We start from the raw sequence: 18,519 nt of genomic DNA on the forward strand, positions 1-18,519 counted from the left end.
CGCCCGCGCGGGAGAACCGCGCACACCCGCGCGGCAGGGCCCGGCCCGACAGGATCCGTAAGGCGCCCTAGGAGTTGGACCAGCCCCGCTTGCACAGCACCAGCCGGTACCCGTCCGGGTCCTCGATCGTCACGCCCCACTCGTTCCAGTACGGGTTGGGCGACAGCACCCGCGTGCCGCCGTGCGCCTCCAGGCGGGTCACCAGCTCCGCCGGGACCTCCTCGTCCACATAGACGACCAGCAGGTCCTCCTCGGTCGGCCGGGGCTCGACGGTCCCGGCCGACACCTGGACCAGTTCCAGATGCCAGTCGGCGTCGGGCCAGCCGACCATCAGCAGCGCGTGCTCGCCGGGGCCCGTGGTCTCCGCGTCGTGCCGCCACACGACGTCCAGGCCCAGGCCCCCTACCCAGAAGCGCTCCGCCGCCGCGAGGTCGCGCGAGGGGCGGGCGATACGGATGTGTGAACGGCCTCCGACGGGCATGGGAGCCTCCTGGGCTTTCGCTGGTGCTGAACGAGGGACGCGCGGCCGTGATGACGGCTCGTACCGACCGTACCCGTCGAAGATCACCAAGGCGATCGTCCCCTGGTCCCCGGCCGCCCGCCCCAGGTCCACACGTTGTCGGCCATGCGGGGCCGGCGGCTCGTGCCGCCGGGGTGGCCTCCCGGTGTTCACCCGGGGTTCGCGCCCGCGCCGCAGCCGGGCAGTAGGCATGGCTCTGATCCACACGCGCCGGACCACCGCCCTGACCCACCACCCCGCCCCAGGAGGCGCCTCCATGCCGTACCGCCCTCGGATCCCCTCGCCCAACCGCCGTACCGTCCTGAAGGGTTCGCTCGCCGTGTCCGCGGGTCTCGCCCTGCCCGCCGGGCTCGCCGCGGCCGCGCCCGCGCTGGCGCTCTCCGGGCGGCCGAACGCCGGCTGGGGCGTGCAGGCCGGTGACATCACGGCGTCGTCGGGGCTCGTGTGGGTCCGGTCCGACCGGCCCGCCCGGATGGTCGTGGAGACCTCCGCCAGCGCGTCATTCCGCCGCGCGCGCACCTGGCCCGGCCCGCTGCTGGGGCCGGGCACCGACTTCACCGGGACGACGCGACTGCGCGGACTGCCCGCCGGTGAGCAGGTCCACTACCGCGTCACCCTCGCCGACCCCGACGATCCCCGCCGTACGGGGAAGCCGGTGTACGGCACGTTCCGTACCGCGCCCGCCTCGCGCCACCGGGACGTGCGCTTCCTGTGGTCCGGCGACATCGCGGGGCAGGGCTGGGGCATCAACCCGGACATCGGAGGCTTCCGCGTCTACGACGAGATGCGGCGGCTCGATCCGGACTTCTTCCTGTCCAGCGGCGACACCATCTACGCGGACGGGGTCATTCCGCCCAGCGTGACGCTGCCCGACGGCCGCGTCTGGAGGAACGTCACGACCGAGGAGAAGTCCAAGGTCGCGGAGACGCTGGCCGAGTACCGGGGCAACTTCCGCTACAACCTGCTCGACGAGAACGTACGGCGGTTCAACGCCCAGGTGCCCTCGATCGTCCAGTGGGACGACCACGAGGTGCGGAACAACTGGTACCCCGGGCAGATCCTGGACGACGCCCGCTACACCGAGAAGAACGTCGACGTGCTGGCGGCCCGTTCGCTGCGGGCCTTCAGCGAGTACGTCCCGGTCTCGACGCTGCGGCCGGGCAGCCGGGAGGGGCGTGTGCACCGGGTCGTGCGCCATGGTCCGCTGCTGGACGTGTTCGTCCTCGACATGCGTACGTACCGCGACGCCAACTCCCCCAATCGCCGGGCCGACGACACCGTGGGCATCCTCGGCGCGGAGCAGTTGGCGTGGCTGAAGCGGGAGCTGTCCCGCTCCCGGGCGGTGTGGAAGGTGATCGCCGCCGACATGCCGCTCGGTCTGGTCGTTCCCGACGGGCCGGCGAACTTCGAGGCCGTGGCGCAGGGCGACCCGGGCGCGCCGCTCGGGCGCGAGCTCCAGATCGCGGAGCTGCTGCGGTTCGTCAAGCACCGCCGGATCACCGGCACGCTGTGGCTCACGGCCGACGTGCACTACACGGCGGCCCAGCACTACGACCCGTCGCGGGCCGCGTTCAAGGACTTCGCCCCGTTCTGGGAGTTCGTGTCGGGGCCGCTCGCGGCGGGCGGGTTCCCGGCGAACGCGCTCGACGCGACCTTCGGCCCCGATCAGGTCTTCGTCCACGCGCCCGCCCGGGCCAACGCCTCCCCGATGGAGATGCCGCCGAACTTCGGCGAGGTCGAGATCGACGGCGGCAGCGGCGAACTGACGGTGCGTCTGCGCGCGCAGGGCGGTTCGGTACTCTTCACCAAGGTGCTGAAGCCGGGGCTGGTGGGCCAGTAGCCCCGCGGGGCCGCCAAGGGGGCGTACGGAGTGTGGCAGCGGGGCGGTCATTCCGCGCCACAAGTCGTAGGAAACGGCCAGAAAGGCACCAGAACCACACTTAACCCATCAGTCACAAAGCGTTCGCGATCACGCAACACCGCTCGGTCACAGTGAAAGCATGACTGAGATGCCCGAGTTGACTGTCCACGGGAACACCCGCCGCCACCACTGGCGGCGGGACCTGATCGAGCTGGCCGCGATGTTCACGGCCGTGGCGGTGGCCGACGCCGTGGCGAACACGGTCGCCCACGGTCCGGACGGACCGTTCCTGCTGATCGCCTCGGCGGTCGCGCTGGTCGCCACGGCGGCGTTCCACACCTGGTGGGCCCGGCGCCACAGCCACGCGCCCCCGGCGGACGCACCCGTCGATACGGGCGCGGCGCGCGGTTCCGCCGCCGCCGCGCCCGCCGAAGGGTCCTGCGAAAACGGCGCCGCCTCCCGCGAGACCTCGTTGTGGCGGATGCGGGCCACCGTGCGCGACGAACCGGGAAGTCTGGCCGCGCTGTGCACCGCACTCGCCCGCAGCGGCGTCGACATCCTCACCCTCCAGACGCATCCGCTGGCCGAGGGCACGGTCGACGAACTCCTGCTGCGCGCCCCCGCCGAGCTCTCGGCCGACCACCTCACGCGGGACATCGCGGGGGCGGGCGGCGGCGACATCTGGCTGGAGCGCGCGGACGCGCACGACCTGGTGGACGCGCCCACCCGGGTGCTCGGGCTGGCCACCCGCACCGCTCTCGACGCGGCCGAACTGCCTCTCGCGCTGCGCCAGCTACTGGGCCGGTGCACCATCCACTCGCTGCCCGCCGTGTCCCTGTCCGGCCGGCCGACCGGTGAGACGGCGCCGGTCGAGGGCGTCCTCGAAGCGACCACCATGCGGCTGCGCGACCCGAACGGCGGGGTCATCACCATCGACCGGCCCTACCTCCCCTTCACCCCGACCGAGTTCGCGCGGGCGCGCGCGCTGGTCGAGCTGGACGCGCGGCTCGGCCCGCGCATCCCCCGCAGCCAGGACGTCCTCACCCTGCCCGAGGGCAACGAGATCACCGTGCGCCGGGCCGGCCAGGACGACGTCGAGGCCGCCAAGGCCATGCACGAGCGCTGCTCCGACCGCACGCTGGGCCTGCGCTACCACGGCCCCGTCGGCGACGCCGACCGCTATCTGAACCACCTGCTCAGCCCCCGTTACGGGCGCACCCTCGCCGCCGAGTCGGCCTCCGGGCGGCTCGTCGCCCTCGGCCATCTGCTGTGGGACGGCGACGAGACCGAGGTGGCGCTGCTCGTCGAGGACGACTGGCAGCGCCGGGGCATCGGTTCCGAGCTCCTGGAGCGCCTGGTGGCGCTGGCGGCCGAGGCCGGCTGCGAGAGCGTCTACGCGGTGACGCAGTCCTCCAACACCGCGATGGTGGCGGCGATGCGCGGCCTCGGGCTGCCGCTCGACTACCAGATCGAGGAGGGCACCCTGGTGGTCACCGCACGGCTGCCGAAGGCTCGCGCGGCGGCGCGTCCGTCGGCCGCTCTGCCGACGTCAGGACGTCCGCTGACCGAACGGTCGTCGGTGGAGCGGTCGTCGTTCGAGCAGGCGGAGCGCTGAGCGCGCGGCTCAGATCGCTCCACAGGTCCTCCACGTCCTCCAGACCGACCGAGAGCCGCAGCAGCCGGTCGCTCACCCCGGCGGACCGCCGGTCTCCCTCGGCCACGATGCGGTGGCTGATGGAGGCCGGGTGCTGGATGAGGGTGTCGACGCTGCCGAGGCTCACGGCGGGGGTGATCAGCCGCACGCCCGCGATCACGGCGTGCGGGTCACCGTGCACCTCGAACGCGACCATCGCCCCGCCCACCGCCGGATAGTGGACCCGGGCCACCCGCGGGTCCTCGGTCAGTCTGCGGACGAGTTCCGCGGCACTGCTGGCGGCGGCCCGCATCCGTACCGGGAGCGTCGCCAGGCCCCGCAGCAGCAGATAGCCCGCGAGCGGGTGCAGGACGCCACCGGTGGCGAACCGCACCTGGCGCAGCTGCCGCGCGAACGCGTCGTCGCACGCGACCACCCCGCCCATGACGTCACCGTGGCCGCCCAGGTACTTGGTGGCGCTGTGCAGCACGATCCGCGCGCCCTGCTCCAGCGGACGCTGGAGCACCGGGGTGGCGAAGGTGTTGTCGACCAGCAGCGGCACCGAGCCGCAGGCATGGGCGACGGCCCGGATGTCGACCTCGGCGAGGGTGGGGTTGGCCGGGGTCTCCACGATCACCAGACCGGTGTCGGGCCGCAGGGCGTCGGCGATGCCCGCCGGGTCCACCCAGGTCACCTCCGTACCGAGCAGCCCGGCGTCCAGGAGGTGGTCGCTGCACCCGTACAGCGGCCGGACGGCGACCACGTGCCGCAGGCCCGCCGAGGCCCGGGAGAGCAGCACCGCGGAGAGGGCGGCCATGCCGCTGGCGAAGGCCACGGCTCCCTCGGCGCCCTCCAGCCGTGCGAGGGCTGTCTCGAAACGGCCTACGGTGGGGTTGTCGAGACGGGCGTACACCGGCGGTCCCTCGGGCAGCAGCCCGGTGGCGGCGAAGGCGTCGATCCGGGCGGCCTCGGCCGCGCTGTCGTACGAGGGGTAGGTCGTCGACAGGTCGATCGGCGGGGCGTGCAGTCCGAGTCCCGCGAGGTCGTCGCGGCCGGCGTGGACGGCTTCGGTGGCCAGGGCACGGGGTGCGGCCTGGGCGCGGTCCTGCGTGTCGGTGTCCATGGCGGCACTGTGCAACCGTGACCGGAATCGGGCGCCGAGGTCCGTGCTACGTTCGGCCAATGGCTGATTCCGTCGTACTGGACCCGGTGGATCTGGACATTCTGCGCCTTCTGCAGAACGACGCCCGGACCACCTACCGCGATCTCGCGGCGCAAGTGGGCGTCGCCCCCTCCACCTGCCTGGACCGGGTCACCAGACTGCGCCGCTCCGGAGTCATCCTCGGACACCAGCTCCGGCTCGACCCGGCGAGAATGGGCCGGAGCCTGGAGGCTCTCCTCTCCGTGCAGGTGCGGCCACATCGGCGTGAACTGATTGGTCCGTTCGTCGAGCGCATCCGGGCGCTGCCGGAGTCCCGCGCCCTGTTCCACCTCACCGGCCCGGACGACTACCTGGTCCACGTGGCGGTGACCGGCACGGCCGACCTCCAGCGGCTGGTCATCGACGAGTTCACCTCACGGCGCGAAGTCGCCCGCGTCGAGACGCGGTTGATATTCCAGCAGTGGGAGTGCGGCCCTCTGCTGCCCCCGTCGTCGACAACGGCGCCGCCTTCCGCTTCGCCCTCTCCCTCCCCTTCCGTCCCTGGTGGCTGAAGGTCGCCTGTGGGTGACGCGGGGCCCGTGCTCGTACGAGTATGTGGACCATGCCAGACACTTCCAGCAGCGTGCTGCCCCGCCAGGTCGCCGACGCCCATGTCGACGCACTCATCGAACTCGACCCCATCACCGGTACCTATCTGGGCGTGCGCGAGAGCGCCCGGCTGCTTCCGGACTTCACGCCCGCCGGGCAGGAGGCCGTGGCCTCCCTGGCCCGCGCGACGCTGGCGCGGCTCGACGAAGCGGAGCGGGCACCGGGCGCGGACAGCGACTCGGAGCGGCGCTGCGCCAGACTGCTGCGGGAGCGTCTGACCTCCGAACTCGCGGTCCACGACGCGCAGGAGGGGCTGCGCTGCATCAGCAACCTGCGCTCGCCCGTCCACTCCGTGCGTCAGGTGTTCACCATGATGCCGGTCTCCGACGAGGCGGACTGGGCGGACGTGGCGGCGCGGCTCACGGCCGTTCCCGCCGCCCTGGAGGGCTACCGCGCGTCCCTGCAACTGGGGCTCGAACGCGGCCTGTTCGCCGGGCCGCGCGCCACGGACACCTTCATCGGCCAGCTCACCGAGTGGATCGGTACCGACCGCAACTGGTTCACGGAGTTCGCGGCGCCGGGACCCGGGGCCCTGCGCGCCGACCTCGACGCGGGCGCGCGCGTGGCGGGCGAGGCGCTCGTCGCGCTGCGCGACTGGCTGCGCGACGTGTACGCGCCCGCCATCGCCGGGGCTCCCGACACGGTGGGCCGTGAGCGGTACGCCCGCTGGGTGCGCTACTTCAACGGGACGACGCTGGACCTCGACGAGGCGTACGCGTACGGCTGGTCCGAGTACCACCGCATCCTCGGCGAGATGAAGACCGAGGCCGACAAGATCCTGCCGGGAGCGGGGCCCTGGGAAGCGCTGGCCCACCTCGACGAGCACGGCACCCACATCGAGGGCGTGGACGAGGTCCGCGCATGGCTCCAGAGGCTGATGGACGAGGCGATCGAGGCCCTGGACGGCACGCACTTCGAACTCGCCGAGCGGGTACGGAAGGTGGAGTCGCACATCGCCCCGCCCGGCAGCGCGGCCGCGCCCTACTACACCGGCCCCTCCGAGGACTTCTCGCGGCCCGGCCGCACCTGGCTGCCCACGATGGGCGAGACCCGCTTCCCCGTGTACGACCTGGTCTCGACCTGGTACCACGAGGGTGTGCCCGGCCACCATCTGCAGATCGCGCAGTGGCGGCACGTCGCGGACCGCCTCTCGCGCTACCAGGCCACCATCGGGACGGTGAGCGCCAACGCCGAGGGCTGGGCGCTGTACGCCGAGCGGCTCATGGACGAGCTGGGCTTCCTGCCCGATCCGGAGCGGCGCCTGGGGTATCTGGACGCGCAGATGATGCGGGCGTGCCGGGTCATCGTCGACATCGGCATGCACCTGGAGCTGGAGATCCCCGAGCACGCGCCGTTCCATCCCGGCGAGCGGTGGACACCGGATCTCGCCCAGGAGTTCTTCGGCCGCCACAGCGGGCGACCGGCGGACTTCGTGGAGAGCGAGCTCACCCGGTACCTGTCCGTGCCCGCGCAGGCGATCGGCTACAAGCTGGGCGAGCGCGCCTGGCTGATGGGCCGCGAGAACGCCAAGAAGCACCACGGTGACGCGTTCGACGCCCGCGCCTGGCACATGGCCGCGCTGTCGCAGGGGCCGCTGGGGCTGGACGACCTGGTGGACGAGTTGTCCAAGCTCTGAGCGCCACGCTCCGAGCCGTCGCGGTGGCGGGCCCGCCGGCCCGTCCCCGCGACACCGCGCACACCGCGGCGGTGTCAGCAGCCGCAGTCGTCCGCGCCGACGGGCGCGGTCAGCGCGTCGGCCTCGCGCTTCTCGAGGCCCTCCCAGGTCTCGAACGCGAAGCCCTCGCGCACCCAGTACTCGAAGCCGCCGAGCATCTCCTTGACCTGGTAGCCGAGTTCGGCCAGGGCGAGGGCCGCGCGGGTGGCGCCGTTGCAGCCGGGGCCCCAGCAGTAGGTGACGACCGGCACGGACCTGTCGAGCAGGTGCTCCGCCTGTTCGGCGATCAGCGCGGTCGGCAGGTGCACGGCGCCCGGTACATGGCCCTGGTCCCAGGCCTCGGTGGAGCGCGAGTCGAGCACGACGAAGCCCGGCTCGCCGCCCCGGGCCAGCACCGACGCCACGTCGGAGACGTCGGCGTGGAAGACCAGGCTGGCGCGGAAATAGGCGGCGGCGTCCGCGGGCGCGGCCGGGGCGACGCGCAGGACGGGGTTGGCGGCGGTGGCGAGCTGCGTTGTTGTCATGGCCAGAAATCTACGGCCGTTGATCATCGGCCGGAAGGCGCGATCCCCGGAACATCCCTTGATTCGCCGGGGAATCCCCTGTTGTCTGGCAGCCATGACCGAGTATTCCCCGGACGCCACCGACTGGCGCATCCTGGACGCCCTCCAGCAGGACGGCCGGGCCACCTTCGCGGAGCTGGCCCGCGCCGTCGCCATGTCCCCGAGCGCCGTGACGGAACGCGTGCGGCGTCTGGAGGAGGCAGGGGTGATCTCGGGCTACACGGCGGTCGTCGACCAGGAGCGGCTCGGCCGCGGCATCCTCGCCTTCGTACGGCTGCGGTACCCGAATGGCAACTACAAGCCGTTCCACGACCTGCTGGAGGCGACGTCGGAGATCATGGAAGCGCACCACGTCACGGGCGACGACTGCTTCGTGATCAAGGTGGGCGCGCGGTCGATGAGCCACCTGGAGGAGATCTCCGGGAAGATCGGCGCCCTGGGGTCGGTGACGACCAGTGTCGTCTACTCCTCGCCCCTGCCCCGCCGTGCGATAGGCCGCTGAGCGTCGCGCGCGCCGGGGTCCCTCAGTCCCCGGATCCCGCCGTCCGGTGCCGCACCCGCGACCCGTCGCGCTCCTTGACGACCTCCAGCTGGGTGGGGATGCGGCGGCGCAGATCGCCGACATGGCTGACGATGCCGACGCTGCGGTCCCGTTCGCGCAGCGAGTCCAGGACGTCCAGGACCTCGTCCAGGGCCTGGTCGTCGAGGCTGCCGAAGCCCTCGTCGATGAAGAGCGTGTCCAGCCGTACGCCCCCGGCCTCGTCGGTGACCACGTCGGCCAGGCCCAGGGCAAGCGCGAGCGACGCGAAGAACGTCTCGCCGCCCGAGAGCGTGGCGGTGTCGCGCTCCCGGCCGGTCCAGGCGTCGACCACATGCAGCCCCAGCCCGGAACGGCCGCGTCCGCCCCGCGCGTCGGAGTGCACCAGCGTGTAGCGGCCGCCGGACATACGTCCCAGCCGGGCCGTGGCGGCGGCCGCGACCTGCTCCAGGCGCGCGGCCAGTACGTACGACTCCAGGCGCATCTTGCGTTCGTTGTCGGCGGAGGTTCCGGCGGTGAGCCCGGCGAGGCGGGCCACCCGGTCGTACTCCTCGCGCAGCGGGCCGATCCGGCGCGTCTCGGCCGCGGCCTCGCGCCCGAGCCTGGCGAGTTCGGCGCAGCGCGCGCGGGCGGCGGCGAGCACCGAGGCGGCCTCGCGCAGCGCGCGCTCCACGCGCGCGTGGACGGCCTCGGCCTCCTCGGTGCTCGCGGCCGGACGGGCGCCGGCCGCGACTGTGCCGGGGTCGGCGAGCCGGTCCGCGACGGCCGCCTCCTCGCGCTGCCACGCGTCGAGCCGGTGCTGGAGCTCACTCTGCCCGCGGTCGTCGAGGAAGGCGTCCGCCGCCGCCCGCGGGGTGTCGAACCCGGCCCGGAAGGCCGCTTCGGAGAGCCGCCCGTCGGCGTCCTTGAGCCGCTGGGCGCTCACCTCGACCTCGCGGACGGCCTCGGCCGCCCGGGCGAGCAGCCCGGCCCGGTGGTCGAGGAGCGCCGCCTGCTCGGCGACGCTGCGGGCCTCGCCCCTGGCCACCGCCAGCTCCCTTTCCAGGGCGGCCTGTTCCCGGTCGATCTCCTCGCGCCGCGCGGTACGGGCCGAGACGCGCCGGTCCGCCTCGCGCTGCTCCTGAAGGCGCCGCGCGTGCTCGCGCTCGGCGCTCTCGAAGGCCTCGCGTGCCGCGTGCAGCCCGGCGGCGAGCGCACGGCTCTCGCCGTACTCGGCCTCCCACGCGCGCACCTGGCCGTCGAGTACCGCGAGCGGTTCGGTGCCCGCCTCCGCGCTCGCCGCCGCGTACCGCTCGCGTACGGAGGCGAGGGCGCGCTCGGCCTCGGCGCGGGCCTCCTCCGCCTGCCGGTACGCCTCGTGGGCGGCCTCTTCCGTCGTACGGTCCACATGGCCGGTGGTGGCGCGCGCGGGGTCGGGGTGCTCGGGCGAGCCGCAGACGGCGCACGCCTCCCCCTCGCGCAGGCCCGCCGCGAGTTCGGCGGCGATGCCGCGCAGCCGCTCCTCGCGCAGCGCCAGCCAGTGCTCATGGGCGGTGTTGGCCTTCTCCCGGGCGGCGCCCTGCCGCTCCTCGGCCGCGGCCACGCGCACCTGGAGCGCGTCGCGCTCGCGGGCCGCCGCCAGCCTGCGCCGGGCCGGCTCCAGCCGTCCCGCCAGCTGTTCGGTGCGGGTGGCGGCCTGGTGGGCGGCGTCGACGCGCTCCTGGTGGCGTCGGCGCTCGCCCTCCCAGGCGGCGAGCCAGCCGGCCGCGTCGAGGAGCAGTTGCTCGTCGGCCCTGGCCTGGCGGTCGAGCTCGGCGCGCTCGGCGGTGATCTCGGCGCTGCGGGCCTCGGCCCGGCGGGCGGCGTCGAGCGCGCCCAGCTCCTGGCGCATCTGCCGCTCCAGCGCGCCCAGGTGCTCCGCCCCGGCCTCCGCCAGGTCCGCGGGCAGCGACGCGCGCGAGCGCTCACGGGCCGTGGCCGCCGTCTCGTGTTCGCGCTCGGCCTCCGCGCGCAGCGCGAGGGCGGGGGCGACCAGGTCGGCCTTGCGGGCCCGCGCCAGCCGCTCCCGTACGGCCGCGCGCTGGGGCTCGGCGGCGGCCAGTTCGTCGGCGCGGCGGCGGGCGTCCGCGTACCGGCGCTGGAGCTCGGCGAGGCGGCGCTCGTCGTCGAGCGCGACGCGGGCGGCGGCCTGACGGCTCTCGGCCGCGGTGAGGGCGCACTCCGCGACGGCGAGGCGCTCGCGGGCCCCGGCGCGCGCGACGGCGGCCCACTCCAGGACCCCTTCGGCGAGCCCCGGCTCCCCGGGGCGGTGGCCGGGCAGCGGCCAGTCGCGCGCGTCCGGGCCGTCCCCGGCGGCCTGCGCCATCCGCTGGGCGAGGTTGAGCAGACGCTCGTCACCAGCCTTGACCTGCTGTTCGGCGGCGCGGCGCAGCTCGGCCAGGCGCTCCTCGACGGCGGCGAAGCGGCCGGTGTCGAAGAGCCGGCCGAGCAGCTTGCCGCGTGCTTCGGCGTCGGAGCGCAGGAACTTGGCGAAGTCCCCCTGTGGCAACAGCACGACCTGGCAGAACTGCTCGCGGCTCATACCGACGAGCTGACCGATCTCCTCCCCCACCTCCTGGTGGGAGCGGCTGAGCGCCTGCCACGCGCCCGCGCCCGGGTCGTACTCGCGCAGCCACGTCTGCGCCTTCTCGGTGGTGAAGCCGGTGCCGCGCTTCTTGGGCCGGTTCTGCTGGGGCCTGCGGGTGATCTCCAGCCGCCGTCCGCCGACGGTCAGGTCGAGCAGGACCTCGGTGACCGTGTCGGGCGCGGCATGGTCGCTGCGGAGCACGGCGCCGGGGCTCTGGCGGGCGCCGGGCACCGCTCCGTACAGCGCGTAGCAGACGGCGTCCAGGACGGAGGTCTTGCCCGCCCCGGTCACGCCGTGCAGCAGGAAGAGTCCCCCGGCCGAGAGCGCGTCGAAGTCGACTTCCTGGGTGTCGCCGAAGGGGCCGAACGCGGTGACGCGCAGCCGGTGCAGCCTCATCGGGCCCCCTCGCGCGCGTGGTCCCGGACGAGCTCCGACTCCACCCGTACGTCGTCGAAGGCGGCGCGCAGCACGGTGCGCTCCCGCTCGTCGGGACCGCTGCCGCCGCGCACATGGGCCACGAAGTCCTCCGCGATCTCCTGGTCGGTGCGGCCCTCCAGACGTCGCGCGTACGAGGCGAGCGGGTCCTCGGGGGCGCGGTCCGGGTCGAAGACCAGGCTCAGGGTGTGCGGGAAGCGGGTGGCGAGACGGGCCATCGCGTCGTCGGGGCGGACCGGGTCGGTGAGCGTCGCCTCGACCCACGCGTCCTCGTGGGGCTCCAGCGCGGGATCCTCCAGCAGCTCGTCGAGCCGGCCCCGGACCCGGGCGAGCGGGCGCGGGACCGGGCAGTCGACGCGCTCGGCGCCGACGGATCCGTCGGCGGCCAGGTCGACGAGCCACATGGTCTTGCGGTGGGTGGTCTCGGAGAACGAGTACGCCAGCGGGGAGCCCGAGTAGCGCACGCGGTCCGAGAGGGTCTGGCAGCCGTGCAGATGGCCGAGCGCCACATAGTCGACGCCGTCGAAGACCCCCGCGGGGACGGCGGCGACCCCGCCGACCGTGATGTCGCGCTCGCTCTCGCTCGGCTCGCCCCCGGCGACGAACGCGTGGGCGAGCACGACGGAGCGGGTGCCGCGCGCGCGTGCCGCGAGATCGGCGCGGACACGCTCCATGGCCGCGCCCAGCACCTGCTCGTGCCCGGCCCTCGCGGTCTTGAACTCCTCACGGACCAGCGCCGGTTCGAGGTAGGGCAGTCCGTAGAAGGCGACCTCGCCGTGGGCGTCGGACAGCAGCACGGGGGTGTCGCAGGCGGCCGGGTCGGTGCGCAGATGGATGCCCGCCCGCTCGATGAGGCCCGCGCCGACGCCGAGCCGCCGGGCCGAGTCGTGGTTCCCGGAGATCATCACCGTGGGCACGCCCTCGTCGGCGAGCCGGTGGATGGCGCGGTCGAAGAGCTCCACGGCCGCCAGCGGCGGGACCGCCCGGTCGTAGACGTCGCCCGCCACCAGGACCGCGTCCACGTCGCGCTCGCGCACCGTCGCCACCAGGTGGTCGAGGAACGCGGCCTGGGCGTCGAGCAGGGCGACCCGGTGGAACGACCGTCCCAGGTGCCAGTCCGACGTATGCAGGAGTCTCATGATCCCCGAGGGTATCGGTGGGGTCGGACATCCCGGGCGGCAACTGCCTTACCGGTACGGCTCACAGCTGTCACGCGTCCCCGTACGCCTCGCCGCCGAGCTCCAGCGTCGCGGTGCCCGCCGTGACATCCGCGAGCCAGCGGCGCAGGGACTCCACGTCGGCCTCGGGGATGGCGATCCTGATGGTGACGGCCTCGGCGTAGCGCACCTCGCGCACGGCGCGCCCGGTGGCCCGCAGGTCGTTCTCCAGCTTGCCCGCGCGCTGGTGGTCGACGGTGACGGTGGCGAGGCGGTACCTCCGGCGCACCACCGTGCCCAGCGCGTCCAGGGCCTCGCCGACCGCTCCGCCGTAGGCGCGGATCAGGCCGCCCGCGCCGAGCTTCACGCCGCCGTAGTAGCGGGTGACGACGGCGACGGCGTACCGCACCTCGCGGCGGGTCAGCATCTGGAGCATCGGGAGCCCGGCGGTGCCGCCCGGCTCGCCGTCGTCACTCGCCTTCTGTACGGAGGCGTCGGCCCCGATGACGTACGCGAAGCAGTTGTGGGTCGCCGTGGGGTGCTCCGCGCGGACGCGCGCGACGAAGTCCTGCGCCTCCCGCTCGGTCGCGGCGGGCGCGAGCGCGCAGATGAACCGCGATCGATTGACCTCGGTCTCGTGCACACCCTCGCGGGCGATCGTCCGGTACTGCTCCTGCATGCGGCCACCCTATGCGGTGCCGCGCCCGTGACCTGCGGACCGTCGCGGGCCCCGGCGGCGGGGGCGGGGAACGCCGGGGGTCGCGGGGGCAGGGGGTGACCGATGTCACCGGGGCCGGGGCGCGCCCGGGCGAGGCCGACGGGCTCACCCGGTGACACACCGGCCCGGCAACGCCCCCATGGATACCAGGTGAACCCTCGCTCGCCCCTCCCCCTTGATCCTCAACTCTCCCTATAGGCGGCTCACGCAGGCTGCGCGGAGGAGTCGTGCCACAGCAGAGAGTGCGCCGGTCCGTAAGGAGCAACCCGATATGTCAGAAAACCTCCCGTTATTCTCCGTCCTTCTGGGAGGCGATTACGCGGGCAAGTCCTCAGCGGTCTCCCGACTCGTGGAAGGCCCCGACCCCGTCCGGGTCGTCTCCGTCGACGACCGCTTCCTCGCGGAGCGGCACGCGCTGATCGGCCGGCTGCGGCGCGAAGTGGTGAAGGACGTCGCCGCCCCGGATGGTGCCTACTCGCCGGAGTTCATGGCCAGCATGCTCCAGACCGCGGTGGTGCACCTGCGCGACCAGCTCCTGACCGCCGCCGGATCGCCCGACGGACGGCCGCTCCTCGTCGACTCGTACTACTACAAGATCCTCGCGAAGTGCCGTCTGGCGGGGGTGAGCGAGAACCCCATGTACGACTGGTGGCGCTCGTTCCCCCAGCCGCGCCACGTGGTGTACCTCCGGGTCGCGCCCCAGGAGGCCTGGCGCCGCAGTCGGCGCGGCAGCCGGCTCAACTCCCTCGAACACTACGGCGAGCGGCCGAACCGGGCGGCGTTCGAGCGGTACCAGACGGACCTGGAGAAGCTGATGTGGGACGAGATCCGCGGCCTTCCGGTCACGGTCGTGGAGCAGCAGGGCTCCCCCGGTCGGACCGCCGAGGCCGTGCGGGAGGTGGTCTGCCATGACTACGTCTGAGGCCCGCCAGGCCCCTCGGGACGGCCTGACCTGGACGGATCCGGGGCGGATGGAGCGGTACCGGTCGCGGGTGTCCGCCGAACGGGACCGGTTGCGGGCGGCCTTCGCGGACCCCGCCGGACACCAGCGGCGGGTCCTGGAGGACCTGCTCGCTTTCAACGCCGGCACCGCCTACGGACGCGCGCACGGCTTCGCGCGCGTACGCACCCTGGACGACTGGCGCGCGGCCGTGCCCGTGCAGGACTACAGCGGGCTCGCCCCCTGGATCGAGCGGGCCGCCGCGGGCGAGGAGAACGTCCTGACGGCCGACCGGCCCGCCGTGTTCTTCACCAGCAGCGGCAGCACCGGCGCCCACAAGAAGATCCCGGTCACCCCCCGGTTCATGCGCACCACGTTCTTCCCGTTCTACTACGCCGCCTGGGCGCCGCTCATCGAGCACTTCCCCGATGTCCTGGCCCGCCCGGACGCCGTCCTCAACCTGAAGCACGACCCCATCGCCGCTCCCCCCACCACGGCCTCCGGCCGGCCCCATGTCGGCGCGAGCCAGGTCGACTTCGGCGCACGGTTCGGCGAGCCGCTGTCGGCCGAGCCCGGTACGGCCGCCCCCTGGGGGACCCTGCCCATCGAGGTGGACGCGGGCGCGCACCTCGACAAGATGTACCTGCGGCTGCGGCTGGCCGTCGAGAGCGACGTCCGCTGTGTCATCGGGATCAACCCGGCGATGGTCGCGGCCCTGCCCCACCAGCTGAACCTCTGGTGGGAGCGCATCGTCCGGGAGGTACGCGACGGCACGCTCGGCGGTCATCCCCACTGCCAGCCCAACCCCGGCCGCGCCCGTGAACTGGAGCGGCTCGCGGAGCGCTTCGGGCGGATCAGGCCCGCCCACGTCTGGCCGCGGATGCGCGCCCTCTTCTGCTGGACTACGGGCGTCGCCTCGCTCTACCTCCCCCGTCTGCGTGAGGAGTTCGGGCCGGGCGTCACCGTCCTGCCCGCCCCGGTGGCCGCCTCCGAGGGGCCCACCGGTGTCGCCCTGGACCGCCACCCGAGCGCGGGAAGCCTCGTCGTCACCGCCTCCGTGTACGAGTTCGCCGACGCCGACCGGGACCTCACCCCCGACGTCGCCACGCTCCGGCCCCACGAACTCGAGGTCGGCCGCGACTACCACACCGTCTTCAGCCATGTGGGCGGTCTCTACCGCTACGCGGTCGGTGACGTCGTCCGGGTCGTGGACCGCGAGGGCGGTGTGCCGCGTCTGGAATACACCGGCCGCAGCACCCTCTCCGACGCGGCCGGGGAACGTCTGCGCGACGCCCAGGTCCTGCGCGCTCTCACCACCGCGCTCGCCGCGGGCGGACTCGAACTGCGCAACGTCGCCTGCCGTGTCACCCCCGACCTCCATGGCCCCCATAACCTCCCCGCCTACCAGTTCGCCCTCGCGTCAGCCATCCCCTGGAGCACAGCCGAGACCGACACGTTCCTGACGCGCCTCGACCGCGCCCTCGCTCTGGAATCCCCCGGCTATCGCCACGCCCGCACCCACCTCCGTCTCGGCGCTCCCACCGCCCTGCCGCTGCACCCCGACGCCTTCCTCGACGACTGGCACGCCACCGTCGCCTCCGGCGTACGCCCCACCCAGGTCAAAGACCGGCTCTTCCGCCAGGACCCGGCGCAATGGCAACGACTCACCGACGGGAACGGTTCCTGACCCTCCAGTCGCGGCCCCTCCCCCACCGAGGCCGCACTCCACCCGTCCGACCGAAGGAGACGAGAACCCCGTGACCGAGTTGCTCGACGCCGTCGAACGCACCGCCCTGCTCACCGCCGCCCTGCGTGCCGCGGAGACGCGCCGGCCCGACCGCATCTACCAGGATCCCTACGCGCGGACGCTCTGCGGGGAGATCGGCCCGGAGTTGCTCGCGGAGATCCGGCGGGCGACGTTCCCCGCCGACACCTCGCGTACGCTCCCCAGCACTCCCGACTACAACGCCATCCGCACCCGGTTCTTCGACGACCACCTCCAGGAAGCGGCCCGTGAGCCCGGGATGCGGCAGATCGTGCTGGCTCCGGCCGGGATGGACTCGCGCGCGTACCGGCTGGACTGGCCCGAGGGGCTGCGCTACTTCGAGGTCGACCGGCCCGCGGTGCTCGCGTACAAACGGGACCGGCTGAAGGGCGTGACGCCGCGCACCGACCACCGTACGGTCGCCGTGGACCTCACCGCGCCCGACTGGGAGGACGACCTGCTCCGGGCGGGCTACGACCCCGCCCTGCCGTCCACCTGGCTGCTGGAGGGGCTGCTCTACTACATCCCCGAGCAGGACACCCACCGCATCCTGAGCCGGGTGGCCGCCTTCTCGGCGCCCGGCAGCCGGATCGCCGCCGACCTGGTCAACTCCGTCGCCCTGACGCTGCCCCACATGCGGGGCCTGCTCGACATCTTCGCGGGCTGGGGCTGCCCCTGGCTGTTCGGGACCGACGAGCCCGAGGCGCTCTTCGACCGCCACGGGTTCTCGGTGGAGGCGGTGCAGCCGGGCGAGCCGGGGGCGGACTTCGGACGCTGGCCGGATCCGGTGCCGCCGCGGCACGAGACGGACGTGCGCCGGGTGTTCTTCATCCACGGCCGGCGGCGCTGATGTCCAAGGCTCTGGTCGTAGGAGGCAGTGTCGCGGGGCTGGCCACCGCTCTCGCGCTCGCCGGGTCCGGGCGCCGGGTGACGGTCCTGGAGCGCTCCGCCCCGCCGCCCCGGGGCGCGATGGCCGATCTGCACAGCCGCTGGCAGCGCCCCACCGTGCCGCAGGCCCAGCATTCCCACACGCTGACCTCGCTCGGCGTACGCACTCTGCGCACCCGCGCGCCCGAGGTGCTGGAGCGGCTGATGGCCGCCGGGGCGCCGCTGTTCGACCTCACGCGCGCGATACCGCCGGGTGCGACCGACCGCGCGCGCGAGGTGGGCGACGACCTGCTCGTCGCCCTCGGCTGCCGCCGCACCACGCTCGAACTCGTCCTGTACCGGACGGTCGAGGCCCTGCCACAGGTGGAGATCCGGCACGGCACGACCGTGCGCGGGCTGAGGCTGAGCTCCGACCGGCAGTCGGTGCGCGGCGTGGTGACCACGGACGGCGCCCATCTGTCCGCCGAGGTGGTCGTGGACGCCACCGGGCGCCGCGCGGCCGCCCGCGGCTGGCTCACCGACGCGGGGGTCCCGGTCGCGGGGGACCTGACCAGCCCGGGCGGACTGCGCGGCTTCACGCGCTTCTACCGGCTCAGAAGCGGCTCCCTGCCCGGAACGCTGAACCGCGGCCATGCCGCCGGTGACATCTGGGACCACTACGCGGGCGTGCTGCACCCCGGCGACGCGGGCACCTTCGCGATCGCCCTGGGCACCCTGCCCGGCGACACGGAGCTGGACCGGCTGCGGCACGCCGACGCCTTCACCGCCGTCGCGCGCGCCACTCCCGGCCTCACCGCCTGGCTCGACGACGCGGTCAGCGCCCCCATCTCCGGGGTCCAGGTGATCGGCGGCCCGGCCAACGCCCTGCGCGCCACCGCCGTGCGGCCGCCCGTGGCGGGGCTGTTCCCGGTCGGGGACGCCGCCTGTGTCACCAACCCGCTCTACGGACGCGGGATGTCGCTGGCGCTCGCGCACGCCTTCGGCCTGGCCGACAAACTGGCGTCCCACCCCGCCCGGCAGCGGGGCGAGGCCGCCGCCGAATTCACCGACGTGCTGCTGCGGCCGTGGTACGAGCACGCGGCCAGCACCGACCGGGAGCGGATCGGGCGCTGGAGCGCCGTCGTGCACGGCCGCTCCCTGCCGCCCGTCTACGCCGGCTGCCCCAACACCTCCATCCGGTCGGCTGCCGCGCGGGACGGCACGGTGTGGCGCGGCCTGACGCGGGTCCTGATGGGGCTGAGCACTCCGGACGAGGTGTTCGGCGACGAGAAGTTCCGGCACCGGGTCGCCCAGGCGCCCCGTGGACCGCTCCCGGCGGACACCGGGCCCCTGCCCCGCGCGCAGCTCCTGAACGTCCTCACGGCGGCGGAAGGAGCCTCCTCGTGACGCCCCTGTGCGGCCGCGCCGCGCC

Annotated in this window: 14 protein-coding genes and 1 pseudogene; 9 read left to right on the plus strand and 6 right to left on the minus strand. The window is 73.9% G+C overall.

The window, feature by feature from the left end:
- Window positions 1-67: 67 nt before the first annotated feature.
- A complete protein-coding gene (locus ABZ404_RS03210) occupies window positions 68-481 on the minus strand; it encodes a VOC family protein (protein ID WP_358836761.1) in 414 nt (137 codons plus the stop codon).
- A gap of 295 nt (window positions 482-776) precedes the next feature.
- Between ABZ404_RS03210 and ABZ404_RS03215 the strand changes: the two genes are divergently transcribed.
- Window positions 777-2,360: an alkaline phosphatase D family protein gene (locus tag ABZ404_RS03215; protein ID WP_358836760.1), complete on the plus strand. Its 1,584-nt coding sequence runs from the start codon at window positions 777-779 to the stop codon at window positions 2,358-2,360.
- A 169-nt stretch (window positions 2,361-2,529) separates the two neighbouring features.
- Window positions 2,530-3,885, plus strand: a pseudogene (locus ABZ404_RS03220) (GNAT family N-acetyltransferase); the annotation flags it as partial.
- Here ABZ404_RS03220 and ABZ404_RS03225 read toward each other — a convergent pair.
- Window positions 3,872-5,137 carry a PLP-dependent transferase gene (locus tag ABZ404_RS03225; RefSeq protein WP_358837088.1) on the minus strand — a complete coding sequence of 422 codons (1,266 nt, stop codon included), beginning with the start codon at window positions 5,135-5,137 and terminating at the stop codon, window positions 3,872-3,874. The pseudogene ABZ404_RS03220 and the gene ABZ404_RS03225 overlap by 14 nt on opposite strands.
- A 59-nt stretch (window positions 5,138-5,196) precedes the next feature.
- Here ABZ404_RS03225 and ABZ404_RS03230 point away from each other — a divergent pair, with 59 nt between their 5' ends.
- Window positions 5,197-5,727, plus strand: a complete 531-nt coding sequence (locus tag ABZ404_RS03230) for an Lrp/AsnC family transcriptional regulator (protein WP_358837089.1) — start codon at window positions 5,197-5,199, stop codon at window positions 5,725-5,727.
- A gap of 50 nt (window positions 5,728-5,777) precedes the next feature.
- Entirely contained in the window at window positions 5,778-7,460 is a 1,683-nt protein-coding gene (locus ABZ404_RS03235; protein WP_358837090.1) for a DUF885 domain-containing protein, read from the plus strand.
- A 74-nt stretch (window positions 7,461-7,534) separates the two neighbouring features.
- Here the strand turns inward: ABZ404_RS03235 and ABZ404_RS03240 are convergent, their stop codons facing one another.
- A complete protein-coding gene (locus ABZ404_RS03240; RefSeq protein ID WP_358837091.1) occupies window positions 7,535-8,023 on the minus strand; it encodes a rhodanese-like domain-containing protein in 489 nt (162 codons plus the stop codon).
- 94 nt (window positions 8,024-8,117) lie between these two features.
- Between ABZ404_RS03240 and ABZ404_RS03245 the strand changes: the two genes are divergently transcribed.
- The gene (locus ABZ404_RS03245) at window positions 8,118-8,564 is read left to right on the plus strand and encodes an Lrp/AsnC family transcriptional regulator (protein WP_358837092.1); all 447 of its coding nucleotides are present in this window, start codon (window positions 8,118-8,120) and stop codon (window positions 8,562-8,564) included.
- Between the two features lie 22 nt (window positions 8,565-8,586).
- Here ABZ404_RS03245 and ABZ404_RS03250 read toward each other — a convergent pair whose 3' ends face one another.
- The 3 genes from ABZ404_RS03250 to ABZ404_RS03260 all read right to left on the minus strand — a co-directional run bounded on the left by ABZ404_RS03250 (window position 8,587) and on the right by ABZ404_RS03260 (window position 13,476).
- Window positions 8,587-11,601 (minus strand): SMC family ATPase, encoded by a 3,015-nt coding sequence (locus ABZ404_RS03250; RefSeq protein WP_358990065.1) that lies wholly within the window; start codon window positions 11,599-11,601, stop codon window positions 8,587-8,589.
- A complete protein-coding gene (locus tag ABZ404_RS03255) occupies window positions 11,598-12,779 on the minus strand; it encodes an exonuclease SbcCD subunit D (protein ID WP_358836560.1) in 1,182 nt (393 codons plus the stop codon). Before ABZ404_RS03255 ends, ABZ404_RS03250 begins: the two co-directional genes overlap by 4 nt.
- Before the next feature lie 70 nt (window positions 12,780-12,849).
- Window positions 12,850-13,476 carry a YigZ family protein gene (locus ABZ404_RS03260; protein WP_358836559.1) on the minus strand — a complete coding sequence of 209 codons (627 nt, stop codon included), beginning with the start codon at window positions 13,474-13,476 and terminating at the stop codon, window positions 12,850-12,852.
- Window positions 13,477-13,786: 310 nt separating this feature from the next.
- Here ABZ404_RS03260 and ABZ404_RS03265 point away from each other — a divergent pair, with 310 nt between their 5' ends.
- From ABZ404_RS03265 to ABZ404_RS03280, 4 genes are all read left to right on the plus strand, one after another.
- On the plus strand, window positions 13,787-14,437 hold the full coding sequence (locus ABZ404_RS03265; protein ID WP_358836558.1) for a hypothetical protein: 651 nt from the start codon (window positions 13,787-13,789) through the stop codon (window positions 14,435-14,437).
- Window positions 14,424-16,142, plus strand: coding sequence for a GH3 auxin-responsive promoter family protein (locus tag ABZ404_RS03270; protein ID WP_358836557.1), 1,719 nt, complete (start codon window positions 14,424-14,426; stop codon window positions 16,140-16,142). Before ABZ404_RS03265 ends, ABZ404_RS03270 begins: the two co-directional genes overlap by 14 nt.
- Before the next feature lie 70 nt (window positions 16,143-16,212).
- Window positions 16,213-17,070, plus strand: a complete 858-nt coding sequence (locus ABZ404_RS03275; RefSeq protein ID WP_358836556.1) for an SAM-dependent methyltransferase — start codon at window positions 16,213-16,215, stop codon at window positions 17,068-17,070.
- Entirely contained in the window at window positions 17,070-18,494 is a 1,425-nt protein-coding gene (locus ABZ404_RS03280) for a hypothetical protein (protein ID WP_358836555.1), read from the plus strand. The genes ABZ404_RS03275 and ABZ404_RS03280 overlap by 1 nt, the downstream gene beginning before the upstream one ends.
- The last annotated feature ends 25 nt before the right edge of the window (window positions 18,495-18,519 follow it).

This window comes from Streptomyces sp. NPDC005878, assembly GCF_040629815.1.
Lineage (GTDB): Bacteria > Actinomycetota > Actinomycetes > Streptomycetales > Streptomycetaceae > Streptomyces.